This is a genomic window from Streptomyces sp. NPDC093586, assembly GCF_044764905.1.
Lineage (GTDB): Bacteria > Actinomycetota > Actinomycetes > Streptomycetales > Streptomycetaceae > Streptomyces.
Genome location: NZ_JBIWJA010000004.1, coordinates 24929 through 39367, shown reverse-complemented (window position 1 = coordinate 39367; position 14439 = coordinate 24929). Strand labels below are relative to the sequence as shown.

Here is a 14439-nt window from a genome sequence, read left to right as displayed (position 1 = left end):
CCCTCCCGCCACCGTGGATCAGCCGGGGCCGGGCCGCGGCACCCGCGCGTCCTCGTCCGCCCGGACGTCCGGCACGAGCGGGTCGCCGGCCTCCCCCACCCGGACGCTCCCGCCCTCCGGGGGATCCCCCGCCGACCGGGCCGGGCCCGTGTTGCCGGCCAGGCCCAGGACGGCCACGGCCACGAGGGCGGCGGCGAGGCCCCTGGCGTACCTCCCCCAGTGCCTGGAGGGCCTGGGGGGTACCCCCAGGGCGATGCGGATGCGGTCGAGCACGGCGTCCTCTGGGGAAAGGTGTGGGAGGCTGTCAGACGTTGTTAAACACGTTTAATCCGCAATTTAACCTAGGGCCGTCCGAGCCGAACGGCAAGAGGCGCAGGGGGAGTTGGCAGTGGGGGACCGTGAAGACCGGGTGACGATCGGACGCCGGGTGCAGCGGCTGCGGACCGAGCGCGGGATGACGCAGCGGCAGCTCGCCGAACCGGCGTACACGCCCGCCTACGTCTCCACCCTGGAGTCCGGCCGCGTCCGCCCCTCCGACGAGGCGCTGCGGTACCTCGCCGAGCGGCTCGGCGTCGACTACGAGGAGCTGGTCACCGGCCGTCCGGCACGGCTCGCCACCGACCTGCGGCTGCGGCTCACCGAGGCGCGGCGCACGCTCGCCACCGGCGCCGCCGAACAGGCGGCCGGGCAGTACGGCGAGCTGCTCGCCGAGGCCGAGGCGTACGAGCTGCCCGAGGAGCGGGCCGAGGCGCTGCTCGGGCTCGGTGAGTGCGCGGTGGAGGCCGGCGATCTGGTGGGTGGCCGACGGTACTTCGAGCGGGCCGAGGAGTGCCTGTCCGACGCCGGCGCGCCGCTGCCGGCCCGGGCCCCGGCCCTGCGCGGCCGGGCCCTCACCCACTACCTCGCCGGCGAACTCCGGTACGCCGTCTACCTCCTGGAGTCCACCCTCGACGAGCTGAACCGCGGTGGCCTGCACGACCCCGACGCGCTGCTGCTGCTCTACGCCAGCGTCATCGGCCCGTACATGGACATGGGCGCGCACGCGCGGGCCGCCCAGGCCGCCGAACTGGCCCTCGCCCTCGCGCCCCGGGCCGGCGACCCGGCGCTGGTGGCCCGCATGCACCGCTCCGTCGCCCGCACGCTGCTCGCCGAGGGCCGCCTCGCCGAGGCGGACGCCTCCCTGGCCAAGGCGGCCGAGCTGTACCGCACGCTGCAGCTGCGCACCGAGCTGGCCAACTGCCACTGGATGCGCGGCTACGTCTGCGCCCAGAACGGCGAACTGCCGCGCGCGGAGGAGGAGATGCGGCAGGCCCTGGGCATGCTGTCCGCCACCCGTGCCGCCCTCTACAGCAGCCAGGTCGCCGTCGAGCTGGCCGACGTCCTGCACCGGCGCGGCAAGTCCGGGGAGGCCGCCGAGCTGCTGCGCGGGGTGCTGGACGACCTGTCCTCCGAGCGCGGCGCCGTGCACGCCGCGGGCGCGCACCGGCTGCTCGGCATCATCGCCGAGGACGCCGGCGACACCGAGGCCGCCGAGGAGCACTACGTGCGCGCGCTGAGCCTGCTGGAGCGGGCGGGCGCGGCCGGTGACCTGGCCGACCTGTGCCGGCTGCTGGGCGACCTGCTGCGCCGCACCGGCCGGGTGGAGGCGGCCCTGGACGCCTACCGCACCGGCCTCGGGCACCGCACGGCACCCGGCACGACCACCCTGGGCCCGGCGCCCGCGCAGCCTCCGCTGTAGGGACCGGACGTCCCGGTTTCCGCCGGCCGGTCACGGGTAGTCGGGCTTCCCGCCACATGAGCGAAGGAGGCGGTGGGCGTGCTGCCCGGCGACGACTCCCGATGGTCCCCGGACGGCGGGCGTGCCGCCGCGGTGCCGGAACGGCTGTGCGCGGTCGCGGTCAGGCTGCTGCCGGTGTGCGGTGCGAGCGCGTCGCTGCGCGGCGGTGACGGCCTCCCGGTCCGGTTGTGCGCCAGCAACGACCGTGCCTCGTACCTCGCGGAGATCCAGGCCACCCTGGGCGACGGACCGTGTGTGCTGGCCGCCGCGACGGGCGCCCCGGTGCTCGCCCGCGATCTGCGCTCCGGAGCCGACGCCGACCGCTGGCCCGTCTTCGCCCAGCAGGCGACGGCCGTCGGCGTGAGCGCCGTCTACGCGCTGCCGCTGGGCAGCGACACGGTGTGCGTCGGCACCCTCGACCTCTACCGCGACACCCCCGGTGGACTCTCCGGGCCCGAGCTGAACACGGCCCGGCTCCTGGCCGGCGTCATGACCACGGCCCTGATGGCGCTGCCGCGCGGGGCGGAGTACGACGTCAGGGGCGGGGAGGACGCCTGGCTGAGCGGGCTGGCCGGCGACCACGACGAGGTCTACCGGGCCGTCGGCATGATCATGGCCCAGCTGGGCGTCGGCTCCGACGAGGCCCTGGCCCGGCTGCGCGGCGCGGCCTTCGCCCGGGGCCGCACCGCCCACGACGTCGCCCGCGACGTCCTCGCCCACCGGCACCGCTTCGACCTCGACGACTAGTGCCGCGGCAGGCGACGTGCGTCCCGTCGCGACGCCCGGCACGCTCCCCCGGACGCCGCACCGGACGAACGCCCGAGTACGTCCAGTACGAGGGCCTCCGGCCGGCACTCCCCCAGCCTCCGGCCGGGGGGACCCCCAGAGCACGCGCCGGACGCCGCTCCTCACCGGGCGAACGTCGCCTGCCGCGGCACCAGCGACCCGACGCGGCGGGGGCACGCCTGCGCCGTCCCCGCCGCCGTACCGTGCGTCGCCCCCTGGCGTGCGGCCCCCGCCGGGGAAGCCCGCCCCGGCGGGTCCGAGATCCACGAGGGCGCCCGCGAACAGCGGCTCGTGGGTGTGGCGTCGGGCGCCGGCGTGGCCCGCTGCGTGGGCCTGGACCTGACCGCGGTCGAACGCCAGGACGCCCGGGACGCGCCGGTGACCGGGGACAGGGCCCCGGTCACCGGCGCGTCCCGCCGCCCGCGCGTTCACTTTTGGGGTGATGTGGACAGATCTATTCGTGTCGCCCGCACGCATCGCGAAGGAGACCGCGTGACCGTACGCAGCACCACCAGCACGCCCGACCTGTCGTCCAAGGACCCCAACTGGTGGCGGCAGGCCGTCATCTACCAGATCTACCCCCGCAGCTTCGCCGACGCCGACGGCGACGGGCTCGGCGACCTGCGGGGCATCACCCAGCGCCTGACCCACCTGGCCGCCCTGGGCGTCGACGCCCTGTGGCTCAGCCCGTTCTACCCGTCCGAGCTGGCCGACGGCGGCTACGACGTCGACGACCACCGCGACGTCGACCCGCGCCTGGGCACCCTGGACGACTTCGACGCCCTGGTCGCCGAGGCCCACCGCCTCGGCCTGAAGGTGATCGTCGACCTGGTCCCCAACCACACCTCGCACCGCCACGCCTGGTTCCGCGAGGCCCTGGAGGCGGGCCCCGGCTCCGCCGCCCGCGACCGCTACGTCTTCCGGGACGGCCGCGGCGCGCACGGCGAGCTCCCGCCCACCGACTGGCAGTCCGTCTTCGGCGGCAGCGCCTGGCAGCGGGTGCCGGACGGCCAGTGGTACCTGCACCTCTTCGCCCCCCAGCAGCCCGACCTGAACTGGGAGAACGAGCAGGTCCGCGCCGACTTCCGCACCACGCTGAAGTTCTGGTGCGACCGCGGCGTCGACGGCTTCCGCGTCGACGTGGCCCACGCCCTGGTCAAGGACCTCACCGAGCCGCTGCGCGACCTCGGCGCCCCCGAGCTGAGCAGCGAGGCCGCGCTCACCGAGTTCGCCCCGGGCACCCACCCCTTCTACGACCGCGACGACGTGCACGAGGTCTACCGCGACTGGCGAAAGATCCTCGACGCCTACAGCCCGCCCCGCACGGCCGTGGCCGAGGCCTGGGTCCCGGGCGCCCGGCGCGCGCTGTACGCCCGCCCGGACGAGCTGGGCCAGGCCTTCAACTTCGAGTACCTCCAGGGCCGCTGGGACGCGGACGAGCTGCGCGGGATCATCGCCGGTTCGCTGGCCGACGCGCACGCCGCCGGCGCCTCCGCGACCTGGGTGCTGTCCAACCACGACGTGGTCCGCCACGCCTCCCGGCTGGTCCTGCCGCCCGGCACCGACACGGACGCCTGGCTGCTGTCCGGCGGCCGGGCCCCGGCGGTCGACGAGCGGGCGGGCCTGCGCCGGGCCCGCGCGGCGACGCTGCTGATGCTGGCGCTGCCCGGCTCGGCCTACGTCTACCAGGGCGAGGAACTCGGCCTGCCCGAGGTGGCCGACCTGCCCACCGAGGTGCTCCAGGACCCGATCTGGGAGCAGACCGGGCACGTCCGCAAGGGCCGCGACGGATGCCGGGTGCCGCTGCCGTGGACGACGAGCGGACCGTCGTACGGCTTCGGCGCGGGCGCGGCCTGGCTGCCGCAGCCGCCGCGCTTCGCGGAGTACTCCGTCCAGGCCCAGGACGGGGTGGCGGGCTCGACCCTGGAGCTGTACCGCACGGCCCTGCGGCTGCGCCGCAAGCTGCTCGACGGCGAGTCGCTGGCCTGGGCCGACGACGTGCCGCCCGGGGTGCTCCAGTTCGACCGCTCGGAGGGCTGGCGCTGCGTCACCAACCTCTCCGGCGCGCCGGTCGACCTGCCGGCGGGCGAGGTGGTGCTGACCAGCGTGCCCCTGGAGGACGGCCGACTGGGGCCGGACACGACGGCGTGGCTGGTGAGGTAGCGGAGGCGTACCCCGCGCGGCCCGCCTCGCGCGGGCCGCGCGGCCCCTCAGTAGCGCACCGCGCGGGCCACCACCGCCCGCACGTCCCCGGACCGGCCGTGGCTGCTGCGGGCGGTGGCGTCGTCGGACCGGCCGACGGGAACGTCGTCCACGGTGACGACGACCGTGTCGAGCAGGGTGCCGTCGGGGCTGGTGGGATTCACCTGCACCGCGAAGGACTTCGTCGTGTCCGCGGTGTTGTGGACGGTGATCCGGGCCGTGGCGCGCCCGTCGGCGTCGGTCTTCGGCGCCCCGCCCGCACGTCGCCCTCGACGTCGGTGCCCGCCGTGATGTCCTCCACCCACCGTCCGGCCTCCGCCGTCGCCGAGGCCAGGGTGTCCGCGTCCTCGGAGGCGAGCGAGGACGCGGCCGACGCGGCCCGGCCGGCCGCGGCGCTCGCGGGGCCCGTGGGCGCGACGCCGTCGCCGTCGCCGTCGCCGTCGTCGGAGCAGCCCGTCGGCGCGGCGGCCGCCAGTACCGTCACCGCCACCGTCCGGCGTGCCCGGGGACCGACCATGTCGCCTCCAGGGACCTCGTCCGCGCCCGCGAGGACACGCGGGGTCCCTGACAGTCGAGGCGCCCCGGCACCGGACCGCACGCCGGTGCTCGTCCGGACGGGGCCCGCCCCCATGCCCCGGCGGGGCCGCCGGGGCATGGGGGCGGAGGGTGTCGGAGGGTCAGATGCGACCCGGGCTGCCGCTGCCGAAGGAGCCGCTCGATCCCGGCAGCCAGCGCCGCCGGTTCTGGTCCGCTCCTCGCCGGCTGCCCGCGTGATGGAGCTGGTACGGCATCAGCCGTGGGCTCCCGTCGGTGTTCAGCGGGATCTCGTCCGGTTCCCGTACCTCCCGTTCCTCGCGGACGGGGCCGGTGGCGGGGAGGCGGGTCTGTTCGTCGGGCCGGGGGCGGGGCGATTCCCGCTCCATGGAGCTCATGCCGAGCCGCACGGCCAGGATCAGGGCGCCGGCGACCACCAGCCCGCCGATGAAGGCCGCGGTCATGTTGAGCGCGTCCGAGGCTGCCAGCAGTTCATACGTTGCCGTACTCATGTTCTGATTATGTACCCCCATTTGGAATAAAGCGCCTGCTATGTCCCGTATGCCCTGGTGATTGAGGTCGGCGGCGCCCTGGTACCCGGTCGCAACGAGCGGCGGTGCGCCGGTGAGCGGCACGCCGCCGGAGCGTCACTGGCGGAAGGAGCGCGCGGATGACTGCGCCGTTGACGGTCGACGCCCACGCACACGGTCTGGCCGGGGACGGCACCACCGACGACGGGCCGGCGCTGCAGAAGCTGGTGGACGCGCTCGGTGACGCCACCGCCGCCGACGGGCGGCCGCGCACGATCCACGTGCCCGCCGGGCGCCACCTGGTCCGGGACCGGCCCGTGCGCTGGCGCAGCGGTGTCTCGCTCGTCGGCGCCGGCCGGGGGGCGACCTGCTTCGTCCTCGCCAACCCCGGCGCCCCCGCGCAGCCCGTCCCGCTGGCGTGGTTCACCACGGCCCAGCACGGCGCCGACCGGGGCCACCACATCGCCGACGTCACCTTCGCGCACTTCGAGATCGACGGGTCCGGGGTGGAGACGGAGGAGTACGACCCCCTGGCCAAGGGCCTCGGGCTGCAGTACGTGCTGCGCGGGCGCTTCACCGACCTGTACATCCACGACACCGCCGCCACCGGCTTCGGCTGCGACTTCCTCCAGGACACAGTCGTCGAGGGCGTGCTGGCCGAGCGGTGCGGGCGGCAGGACCCCGGCGAGAAGATGGGCGGCGCGGGCATCGGGATCGGCGTCGGCGGCTGGGGCCCGGTGGAACGGCTGACGGTCACCGCGTGCACCGCGACCGGCAACGGCACCAACGGGATCTTCCTGGAGCTCCAGCAGGAGGACTGGCCGCCGCCCCGCGGCATCCGCGTCACCGCCTGCCACACCGAGGACAACCGCTACGGCATCTCCGACTGGGGCGCCGACGGACTGCAGGTCACCTCCTGCACGATGCTCGGCAACCACGTGGCCGGGTTCGACGTGTCCGCGCAGGGCACGACCTCGGTCGGCGGCCGGGGCGGCATCGTCACCGGGTGCGTGATCGACGGCAACCTGCGCGACGGGATCGCGCTCGGCAACACCCCGGGCCCCTACGCCTTCCACGGCAACCGCGTCAGCGGCAACGGCCGCCACGGCTACTGGCAGCACAACCTCGCCGGCGGCGACCAGGAGCCGTCCACGGACATCGTCCTGGAGTCCAACGACGTCCACGGCAACGGCCTGGACGGCATCCGCGTCGACGCCCCGCTGCACGAGCCGGCGTTCTTCGGCAACCGGATCCGCGGCAACGGCCGCTGCGCCGCTCCGGCGGCGCACGGAGGCGGTACGGGGGTGCGCTTCGGGCCGCTGTCCCTGACCGACGAGAACGCCGACTGGCTCCCGGGCGGCCACCGCGGCAAGGAGCTGACGGTCGGCGACGGGAGCGACGCGGTCACCGCCGTGGTCGCCGGCAACACCGCCACCGAGCTGGTCCTCGCCCCCGAGCGCCCCGGCGCCACCACGGCCTGGCCCGACGGCACCCCCGCCCCCGGCACCGCCTACCGCCTCCCGGGCGCCCCGTCACCACGCTCCGGCATCACCGCGGCGGCCGCCGTGACCCACCCGTACGTGCACGGCAACCGCGTCCGCGACGACGGGCACCCCCGCACCCAGACCCACGCCCTGTGGATCGCGCACGAGGCCACCTGGACCGGCGGCCGGGTCTCCGGCAACGACTTCAGCGGCAACGCCTCGGCGGCCACCCGCTTCGACTCGGCCCCGGGCGGCGGACGCTGGCGGGACAACGACCGCTGAGCACCCCCGCCGGGCGACCGCCCCGGTGCGTCACGGCGGCCCGCAGCGCGGCCACCGCGTTCCGGACCGCCGTACCGGTCACCGCGCCGGTGGCCGGCGCCGGCCCCGCCCCGCCGGACGGCGTCGGCCCCGCCCCGCCGGACGGCGCGGGCGCGGAGAGGCCGACGAAGACCCCTGCGAGGCGTACGCCCCCTTCCGCCCGGGCCGCCGGTGGGGCAGGAGACGGGCCTACTTGAAGGTGATGTCCCAGTGGATGCCGCCGTTGCGGGGGGTCTCGTAGACGTACTCGGCGGAGATGCCGTCGAGGGTGCCGTACCAGCGGGGGTCGTTGCCGCGGGGCTTGCCCTTGCGCTGGGTGGTCTTGATCCAGTTGGTGACGCAGCGGCCCTCGTCGCGGGTGCGCAGGTCGAGCTTGTAGCCCTTGGCGTGGGAGTACGTGCCGTTGCTGTGGCCGGACTCGGTGCCGCCGGTGATGGTGACGGTGCAGCGGCTGGCCTTCTTCAGGGCGATGACGCCCTGGACGGTGCGGGCGCGGACGCCGTCGAGGGAGGTGCGGCCGACGGGGGCCTTGATGCCGGCGGCGGCGAGCTGCCGGAGAGCCAGCCGGTGGTCCAGGCGGACGTCGCGACCCGACGCGGGGATGCCGGAGGTGGTGCCGGCGACGATCCGGTGCCAGGTCGCCGGCCTGACGACGCCGTCGGCCGCGAGGCGGTTCTTCTTCTGGAAGCCGCTGACGGCGGCCCTCGTCTTCTTGCCGAAGACGCCGTCGGCCCTCACGCCGAGCTGGACCTGGAGGGCCTTGACCGCCTGACCCCGGGCACCGGGGGCGACGGTGAGGGCGGTGAGCCTGCTCCAGGTCCTCGGCCCGACGACACCGTCGGCCTTCAGGCCGGAGCGGGTCTGGAAGTCCCTCACCGCCTTGGCGGTCCTCCGGCCGAAGACGCCGTCGGCGGTGAGGCGGTGTCCGCGGGCGGCGAGCAGGTGCTGGGCGGTGAGGACGTCGGTGCCCCTGGAGCCGGTCCTCAGCGTCGGCCACACCGTCTTGAGGGGGGTGGCGTGGGAGCCGCTGCGCGGGCCCGGCTTCGGCGAGGCGTCGGCCTCGTCGCCGGTGGCGTTCACCGCGCCGAGCGCGCCGCCGGCGAGGAGCACGGCCGCGAGGCCCTGGAGCAGGAGGTTCCTGGCGTTCTTGCGCATCTTCATCCTTCGATCGCGTGGCCCGCGCCTCCCGCTGGTGAGGGAGGCGCGGGAGCGGTGTCGCCGCCTGGGGGCGGCGCTGACGAGGTGAAGATTCGGGGTACCGCCGTTCCATCGGTAGCCTGATCCACTGTTCCAGTCGTTCCGCGTGTTCCAGTCGTTCCGTATGGCCTGTGACCTGGGGAAACAGGAGGGGTGGAACGCGCGGTTTCCCGTGATCGTGTCGAGGGGGACGCGTGCTGTCCGAGGACAAGGACCGCCGAAGAGGCAATCCACCGGCGGAGGTCGAGGCCCTGCGGGCCGAACTGGTGCGGATCAAGGAGGAGAAGCAACTCTCCCTGACCGCCCTCGCCCACGACAGCGAGATCTCCCGGTCGACCTGGAACCGGGTGCTGAAGGGGGAGTCCTTCCCGCCCCGCAAGGAGATCGAGCGGCTCAGCAGACGCCCCCGGCTCGAAGCGCAGCACCTGGTGGGATTGTGGGAGGCCGCCGACGCGGCACTCAAGCGGGCCGCGGCAGCGGACGCCGTCCCGCCGGCGCCGGCGGACGGCGAGGACACGGCCACCCCGCCGACTGCGACAGCCGCTGATCCGGCCGGTCCGGACAGCTCCGTCGCCTCCGCCACCGCGGCGGCATCCAGCCCCTCGAAGGGCGACGCCCTCGACGGCGCCGTGACCGGGCCTGCCCCGGCCGAGCCGATGCCGTCCGCCGCGCCGTCCGGACGCCCCGACGCCACCACGGCGGCCAAGGCCACTTCCGCTGTTCCGTCCGGCCCGGCGGCCCGGGCGGAGGACCGCCCCGCAGAGCCGGCGGCCGGTGCTTCCCCGTCGCGGGTCTCGGGCGCCGCGGGGACCGGCGGGCAGCCCGCGGCCGGCGGTGAGCAGATCGCCGTTCGGCCCGCCGGTGCGCCGGCCGGGGAGAAGGCCGGCGCCGGCCGCCCGGCCCCCGTACCGGCCCCCGCCACCAGGTCCAGGAGGACCACCAAGCTGCTGGTCACTCTCCTGGCACTCACCGGGGTCCTCGTCATCGGACGCTGGGCCGCCATGCCCGACTCGGACAAGAACGACACCGCGTCCCCCCGGGCCACCGGCGGAACCCTCTCCGACGACACCGACGACACCGACGACACCGACGACACCGACGAGGGCGGTGACACGGGCGACGAGGAATCGCCCCAGGACACGGCCCGGCCCTCCGGTGCCCCGCCGGCGGCGGGAAGCGACGGGAAGCCGCAGGACCTCCCCGCCACCGGCCCCGGCGACGGCGGGTCCCCCGCCCCCGGGGCGTCGTCCGGCACCGGGACCACTGCTCCCCCGGCCGGCCGGGCGCCGCAGGACGAAGGCCCCTCCGGTTCCCGGGCCCCGACCACCACGGCCCCGACGACGGCCGCGTCGTCGCTCGGCGAGGAAGGGCGCACCGCGTGCGCCCACTACAAGCCCAACCGCAGGGTGGTCCTGGCCGAAGGCATGGTCGGCACCAACGTCGGACAGGTCCAGTGCCTCCTCAACCACAACTACGGTTACCGCCTCGAGGAGGACGGCAAGTTCGGCCCCGAGACCGAGGCCGGCGTCAAGGCCGTCCAGCGCTGCTCCGGCATCACCGCCGACGGCAAGGTCGGACCGGACACCTGGAAGTACCTCGACCACCCCGAACCCGCCTGCGGCCACTGACCCCCCACCGGCCACTGACCCCCCACCGGCCCGACGGCCCGCTCCCGGGACACCCCGCAGTCGCGCGGCACCCGGCCGGCGGGCCGGGGCCCGGGGCGGGTCCGAGCAGGGATGAGCGCTACGGCGTCCGTTTTCCGGAACGTTCCGATGCCCCGGTCGGCGCGGCCGGGCCGTCGGCGGCCCGGCCCGTGCGGCGGCCGGCCGGGACGGAGCAGGCGGCACGGGCGGCGGCCCGCCCGTCCGTGCCGGAGCCGCCGCTCACCCCTCCTCGTCCTCGTCGCCCTCGAAGAAGTCCCCGATCTCGTCGACGACCTCGGCCGCCACCATGCCGCCGACGACGCCCACCGCGAGCCCGGCCGCGCCCGCCGCGACGGCGGTGCCGACGCCCGGGCCGGAGTGGTGCCCCGGCTCGTGTCCGTGGCCGCCCCCGTGCCCGTACACGGCGTGGGAGCCGTAGGACGCCCGGTGCTCGACGAGTTCACGGATCCAGCCGTCGACGAGGGCGCCCCAGTCCTGTGCCGCGGCCCCCTCGTGCGCGACGGTGAAACGGCTCAGGGCGTCGTGTCCGCCCCCGAGCGGTCCTCCGCGCTTGTCCGCCTCCAGGACCACCTCCAGCCCGCCCGGCGAGGCCAGGAAGGTCAGCTCGATCTCGTTGACCTGGTGGGCGTACTGCGGGGCCGGAACGAGCTCGATCTCCTGGTAGAAGGGCAGCTGCTGCCCGGTGCCGCCGATGCGGCCGTACTCCAGGTCGGCCGAGCGGAAGCCGAAACCGAGCTGCCCGAGCGCCTCCAGGACGGCCTCCTGCGCGGGCAGGGGCGCCACGGCCAGCGGGTCGAGGTCGCCCTTGTCCCGGGCGCCGGCGACCGCCAGTTCGGTGCGCACGCCGAGGACGACGCCCAGCGGCTGCCCGTGCAGCTCGGTGACCGGGGTCTCCCAGGGCAGCGTCACCGTGAAGGGCACGCTGTGCCGCTCCGAGGCGGCGAGCCGGAAGCCGCCGCCGACGGTGAACCGGTCGAAGGCGACGACGCCCTCGCTCTCCCCGTCCGCGTGCTCGGCCTCGACCCGGGCCACCAGCTCCAGGCAGATGTGCTCGACGTCGAAATCCGCGCTGCCGCCGACGAGGTCGACCCGGCCCGACAGCGCGCCGCCCGGCCGGGCAGCTCCCGGATCGAGGACCGTGTCCACCGTGGGCCCGCCCACGCCGAGGGAACCGAGCAGCCGCTTGAACACCATCGAGGCGTCCACTCCTTCACGTTCGTGCTGGGGAACATGTGCGGGAACAACCGGCATCGGCCGGCAGTTCTCTACAAACGAGTAGAAGCATAGGGGCCCGAGGGCTCCCCGCCCTCTTTGCTCGTCCTTTACCCTATGAGGGAAACCTCGGGCGGACGCGCCGCCCCACCGACCCCGTTAAGGAGTCCCGTTCCGCAATGGAGCCCCCCAGTACCGGCCGTACCAGCACGGACGGCCCGCCGGTCCCCCCGTACGCGCGTGAGGGAAGCGGGGTGGAGCGGTGACCGAGGTCCTGCTGCTCCTGCTGGCCCTCCTCCTCACCCTGGCCTGCGCGCTCTTCGTCGCGGCCGAGTTCTCCCTCACCACCGTCGAGCGCGGTGACCTGGAGCGTGCCGCCGAGTCCGGCGAGCGCGGCGCGGACGGCGCCCTGAGAGCCGTCCGCGGCCTGACCCTCCAGCTCTCCGGCGCCCAGCTCGGCATCACCGTGACCTCGCTGGTCATCGGCATGCTCGCCGAGCCGTCGCTCGCGGTGCTGCTGCGCGGCCCGCTGACGGCGCTCGGCCTGGGCGGCGCCGCCTCCACGGTGGCGACCGTGCTCGGCGTGGCCGTCTCCACCGTCGTCCTGATGGTCGTCGGCGAGCTGGTCCCCAAGAACTGGGCGATCTCCAGCCCGCTGGCGGTCGCCAAGGCCGTCGCCGGTCCGCAGCGCGGCTTCACCGCCGCGTTCGGCCCCTTCATCCGGCACCTGAACGACACGGCGAACCGTTTCGTCCGCCGCCTCGGCCTGGAACCGGCCGAGGAACTGGCCTCCGCCCGCAGCCCCGAGGAGCTGGTCGCGCTCGCCCGGCACTCGGCCGCCGAGGGCGCCCTGGAGGCGGACTCCGCCGAGCTGTTCGTGCGCACCCTGCACCTGAGCGAGCTGACCGCGGAGAACGTCATGACCCCGCGCGTGGACGTCAAGGCCCTGGAGGCCCGTGCCACCGCCGCGGACGCGGCCGTCCTCTCCCACGCCACCGGCCTGTCCCGCTTCCCGGTCTACCGGGACAGCCTGGACGAGGTCGTCGGCACCGTCCACATCCGCGACGTGCTGGCCCTGGAGCCCGGGCGGCGCGCGGCCACCCCGGTCACCGAGCTGGCCACCGCGCCGCTCCTGGTGCCGGACAGCCTGCCCGCCGACCGCCTCCTGGAGCGCATGCGCAAGGCCCGCACCATGGCCGTCGTCATCGACGAGTACGGCGGCACGGCGGGCGTGGCGACCGTCGAGGACATCGTGGAGGAGGTCGTCGGCGAGGTGCGCGACGAGCACGACCCCGTCGAGGTGCCCGACCTGCTGCCCGCCCCCGCCCGGGCGGACGGCCGCGCGGCCTGGGAGGCCGACGGCTCGCTCCGGCCGGACCGGCTCGCGGCGATCGGCCTGAGCACGCCGGACGGCCCCTACGAGACCCTGGCCGGTCTCGTCGCCACCCGTCTGGCGCGCATCCCCGCCGAGGGTGACGTCATCGACCTGGACGGCTGGCACCTGGAGGTCCTGGACGTCGACCACCACCGCGCCGACCGCCTGCGCATCACCGCCCCCGCCCGGCCGGAACCGGCCGCGCAGCCGGTGGAGCAGGCGGGGCCGGTGGCCGCCGGCCGGTCGTCCCGCCGGGAGCCGGAGGCGGTCCGATGACCGTCGTCCAGCTCGTCGTCGGCGCCCTGACGCTGCTGACCAACGCCTTCTTCGTCGGCGGCGAGTTCGCCCTGATCTCCGTGCGCCGCAGCCAGATCGAGCCGCGCGCCGAGGCGGGCGACAAGCGGGCCCGGATGACCCTGTGGGGCCTGGAACACCTGTCGGCGATGATGGCGACGGCCCAGCTCGGCATCACGGTCTCCTCCCTGGTGCTCGGCGCGGTCGCGGAACCGGCCATCGCGCACCTGATGGAGCCGGCCTTCGAGGCCGTCCGCATGCCGCACGCGCTGGTCCACCCCGTGGCCTTCGCCATCGCCCTGGCCCTCGCGACCTATCTGCACATGCTGATCGGCGAGATGATCCCGAAGAACATCGCGCTGGCCGCCCCCGCGACCACCGCGCTGGTCCTCGGCCCGCCGCTGGTCGCCCTCACCCGGGCCCTGAAGCCGGTCGTCTTCGGCATCAACGCCTTCGCCAACGCGCTGCTCAGGCTGCTGCGGGTGGAACCGAAGGACGAGGTCGAGGCCGTCTTCACCGACGACCAGCTGGCCCGCATGGTCGTCGACTCCAGCGAGGCCGGGCTGCTGACCCCGGCCGACGGCGAGCGCCTGCGCGACGCGCTGGAGCTGGGCACCCGCCCGGTCGGCGAGATCCTGGTCCCCACGCCCAGGATGCGCACCGCCCCGCACACCGTCACCCCGGCCGAACTGGAACGCCTGGCCGCCGAGGCGGGCTACTCCCGCTTCCCGGTCACCGGCCCCGGCGGCACCGTGCTCGGCTATCTGCACATCAAGGACACCCTGGGCCTCGCCGACCGCGACCGCCCCTTCCCCCGCAGCGCCCTGCACCGGGTCACGCGGGTCCGCATCGACACCCCCCTCGACGACACCCTCACCGCCCTGCGCGCCGAGGACAGCCACCTGGCCGCGGTCACCGGTGAGACGGGCACGGTCCTGGGCTTCGTGACGATGGAGGACGTCCTGACGGAACTGGTGGGACCGGCGCCGGTGGCGTCGTGACCTGACACCTCGCCACGGCCACGGAGAACCACGCGGTCGCCGTGGTCGTCCTCCCTGAT

Annotated in this window: 13 protein-coding genes; 7 read left to right on the top strand and 6 right to left on the bottom strand. The window is 75.3% G+C overall.

Annotated features, from left to right (window positions below; translation table 11 throughout):
- Window positions 1–18: 18 nt before the first annotated feature.
- Window positions 19–273 (bottom strand): hypothetical protein, encoded by a 255-nt coding sequence (locus ACIRFH_RS05980; RefSeq protein WP_403517337.1) that lies wholly within the window; start codon window positions 271–273, stop codon window positions 19–21.
- A 115-nt stretch (window positions 274–388) separates the two neighbouring features.
- Between ACIRFH_RS05980 and ACIRFH_RS05975 the strand changes: the two genes are divergently transcribed.
- The 3 genes from ACIRFH_RS05975 to ACIRFH_RS05965 all read left to right on the top strand — a co-directional run bounded on the left by ACIRFH_RS05975 (window position 389) and on the right by ACIRFH_RS05965 (window position 4726).
- Window positions 389–1738, top strand: a complete 1350-nt coding sequence (locus tag ACIRFH_RS05975; protein ID WP_403517336.1) for a tetratricopeptide repeat protein — start codon at window positions 389–391, stop codon at window positions 1736–1738.
- Window positions 1739–1816: 78 nt separating this feature from the next.
- A complete protein-coding gene (locus ACIRFH_RS05970) occupies window positions 1817–2524 on the top strand; it encodes a GAF and ANTAR domain-containing protein (protein WP_403517335.1) in 708 nt (235 codons plus the stop codon).
- A 531-nt stretch (window positions 2525–3055) separates the two neighbouring features.
- Window positions 3056–4726 (top strand): glycoside hydrolase family 13 protein, encoded by a 1671-nt coding sequence (locus ACIRFH_RS05965; protein ID WP_403517334.1) that lies wholly within the window; start codon window positions 3056–3058, stop codon window positions 4724–4726.
- A gap of 47 nt (window positions 4727–4773) precedes the next feature.
- On the opposite strand, the gene ACIRFH_RS05960 is transcribed toward ACIRFH_RS05965, so the two are convergent.
- From ACIRFH_RS05960 to ACIRFH_RS05950, 3 genes are all read right to left on the bottom strand, one after another.
- A complete protein-coding gene (locus ACIRFH_RS05960) occupies window positions 4774–4935 on the bottom strand; it encodes a hypothetical protein (RefSeq protein WP_403517333.1) in 162 nt (53 codons plus the stop codon).
- Entirely contained in the window at window positions 4926–5282 is a 357-nt protein-coding gene (locus ACIRFH_RS05955) for a hypothetical protein (RefSeq protein WP_403517332.1), read from the bottom strand. The genes ACIRFH_RS05960 and ACIRFH_RS05955 overlap by 10 nt, the downstream gene beginning before the upstream one ends.
- Window positions 5283–5442: 160 nt before the next feature.
- Complete coding sequence (locus ACIRFH_RS05950; protein ID WP_403517331.1) at window positions 5443–5811, bottom strand: DUF6479 family protein; 369 nt, start codon at window positions 5809–5811, stop codon at window positions 5443–5445.
- A gap of 158 nt (window positions 5812–5969) precedes the next feature.
- On the opposite strand from ACIRFH_RS05950, the gene ACIRFH_RS05945 reads away from it, so the two are divergent.
- Window positions 5970–7595, top strand: a complete 1626-nt coding sequence (locus tag ACIRFH_RS05945; RefSeq protein ID WP_403517330.1) for a right-handed parallel beta-helix repeat-containing protein — start codon at window positions 5970–5972, stop codon at window positions 7593–7595.
- 228 nt (window positions 7596–7823) lie between these two features.
- Here the strand turns inward: ACIRFH_RS05945 and ACIRFH_RS05940 are convergent, their stop codons facing one another.
- Window positions 7824–8789: a peptidoglycan-binding protein gene (locus tag ACIRFH_RS05940; RefSeq protein ID WP_403517329.1), complete on the bottom strand. Its 966-nt coding sequence runs from the start codon at window positions 8787–8789 to the stop codon at window positions 7824–7826.
- A gap of 236 nt (window positions 8790–9025) precedes the next feature.
- Between ACIRFH_RS05940 and ACIRFH_RS05935 the strand changes: the two genes are divergently transcribed.
- Window positions 9026–10459: a peptidoglycan-binding protein gene (locus ACIRFH_RS05935; protein WP_403517328.1), complete on the top strand. Its 1434-nt coding sequence runs from the start codon at window positions 9026–9028 to the stop codon at window positions 10457–10459.
- 258 nt (window positions 10460–10717) lie between these two features.
- On the opposite strand, the gene ACIRFH_RS05930 is transcribed toward ACIRFH_RS05935, so the two are convergent.
- Complete coding sequence (locus ACIRFH_RS05930) at window positions 10718–11692, bottom strand: sporulation protein (protein ID WP_403517327.1); 975 nt, start codon at window positions 11690–11692, stop codon at window positions 10718–10720.
- A 280-nt stretch (window positions 11693–11972) separates the two neighbouring features.
- On the opposite strand from ACIRFH_RS05930, the gene ACIRFH_RS05925 reads away from it, so the two are divergent.
- A complete protein-coding gene (locus tag ACIRFH_RS05925; protein WP_403517326.1) occupies window positions 11973–13361 on the top strand; it encodes a hemolysin family protein in 1389 nt (462 codons plus the stop codon).
- Window positions 13358–14380, top strand: a complete 1023-nt coding sequence (locus ACIRFH_RS05920; RefSeq protein WP_403517325.1) for a hemolysin family protein — start codon at window positions 13358–13360, stop codon at window positions 14378–14380. The genes ACIRFH_RS05925 and ACIRFH_RS05920 overlap by 4 nt, the downstream gene beginning before the upstream one ends.
- The last annotated feature ends 59 nt before the right edge of the window (window positions 14381–14439 follow it).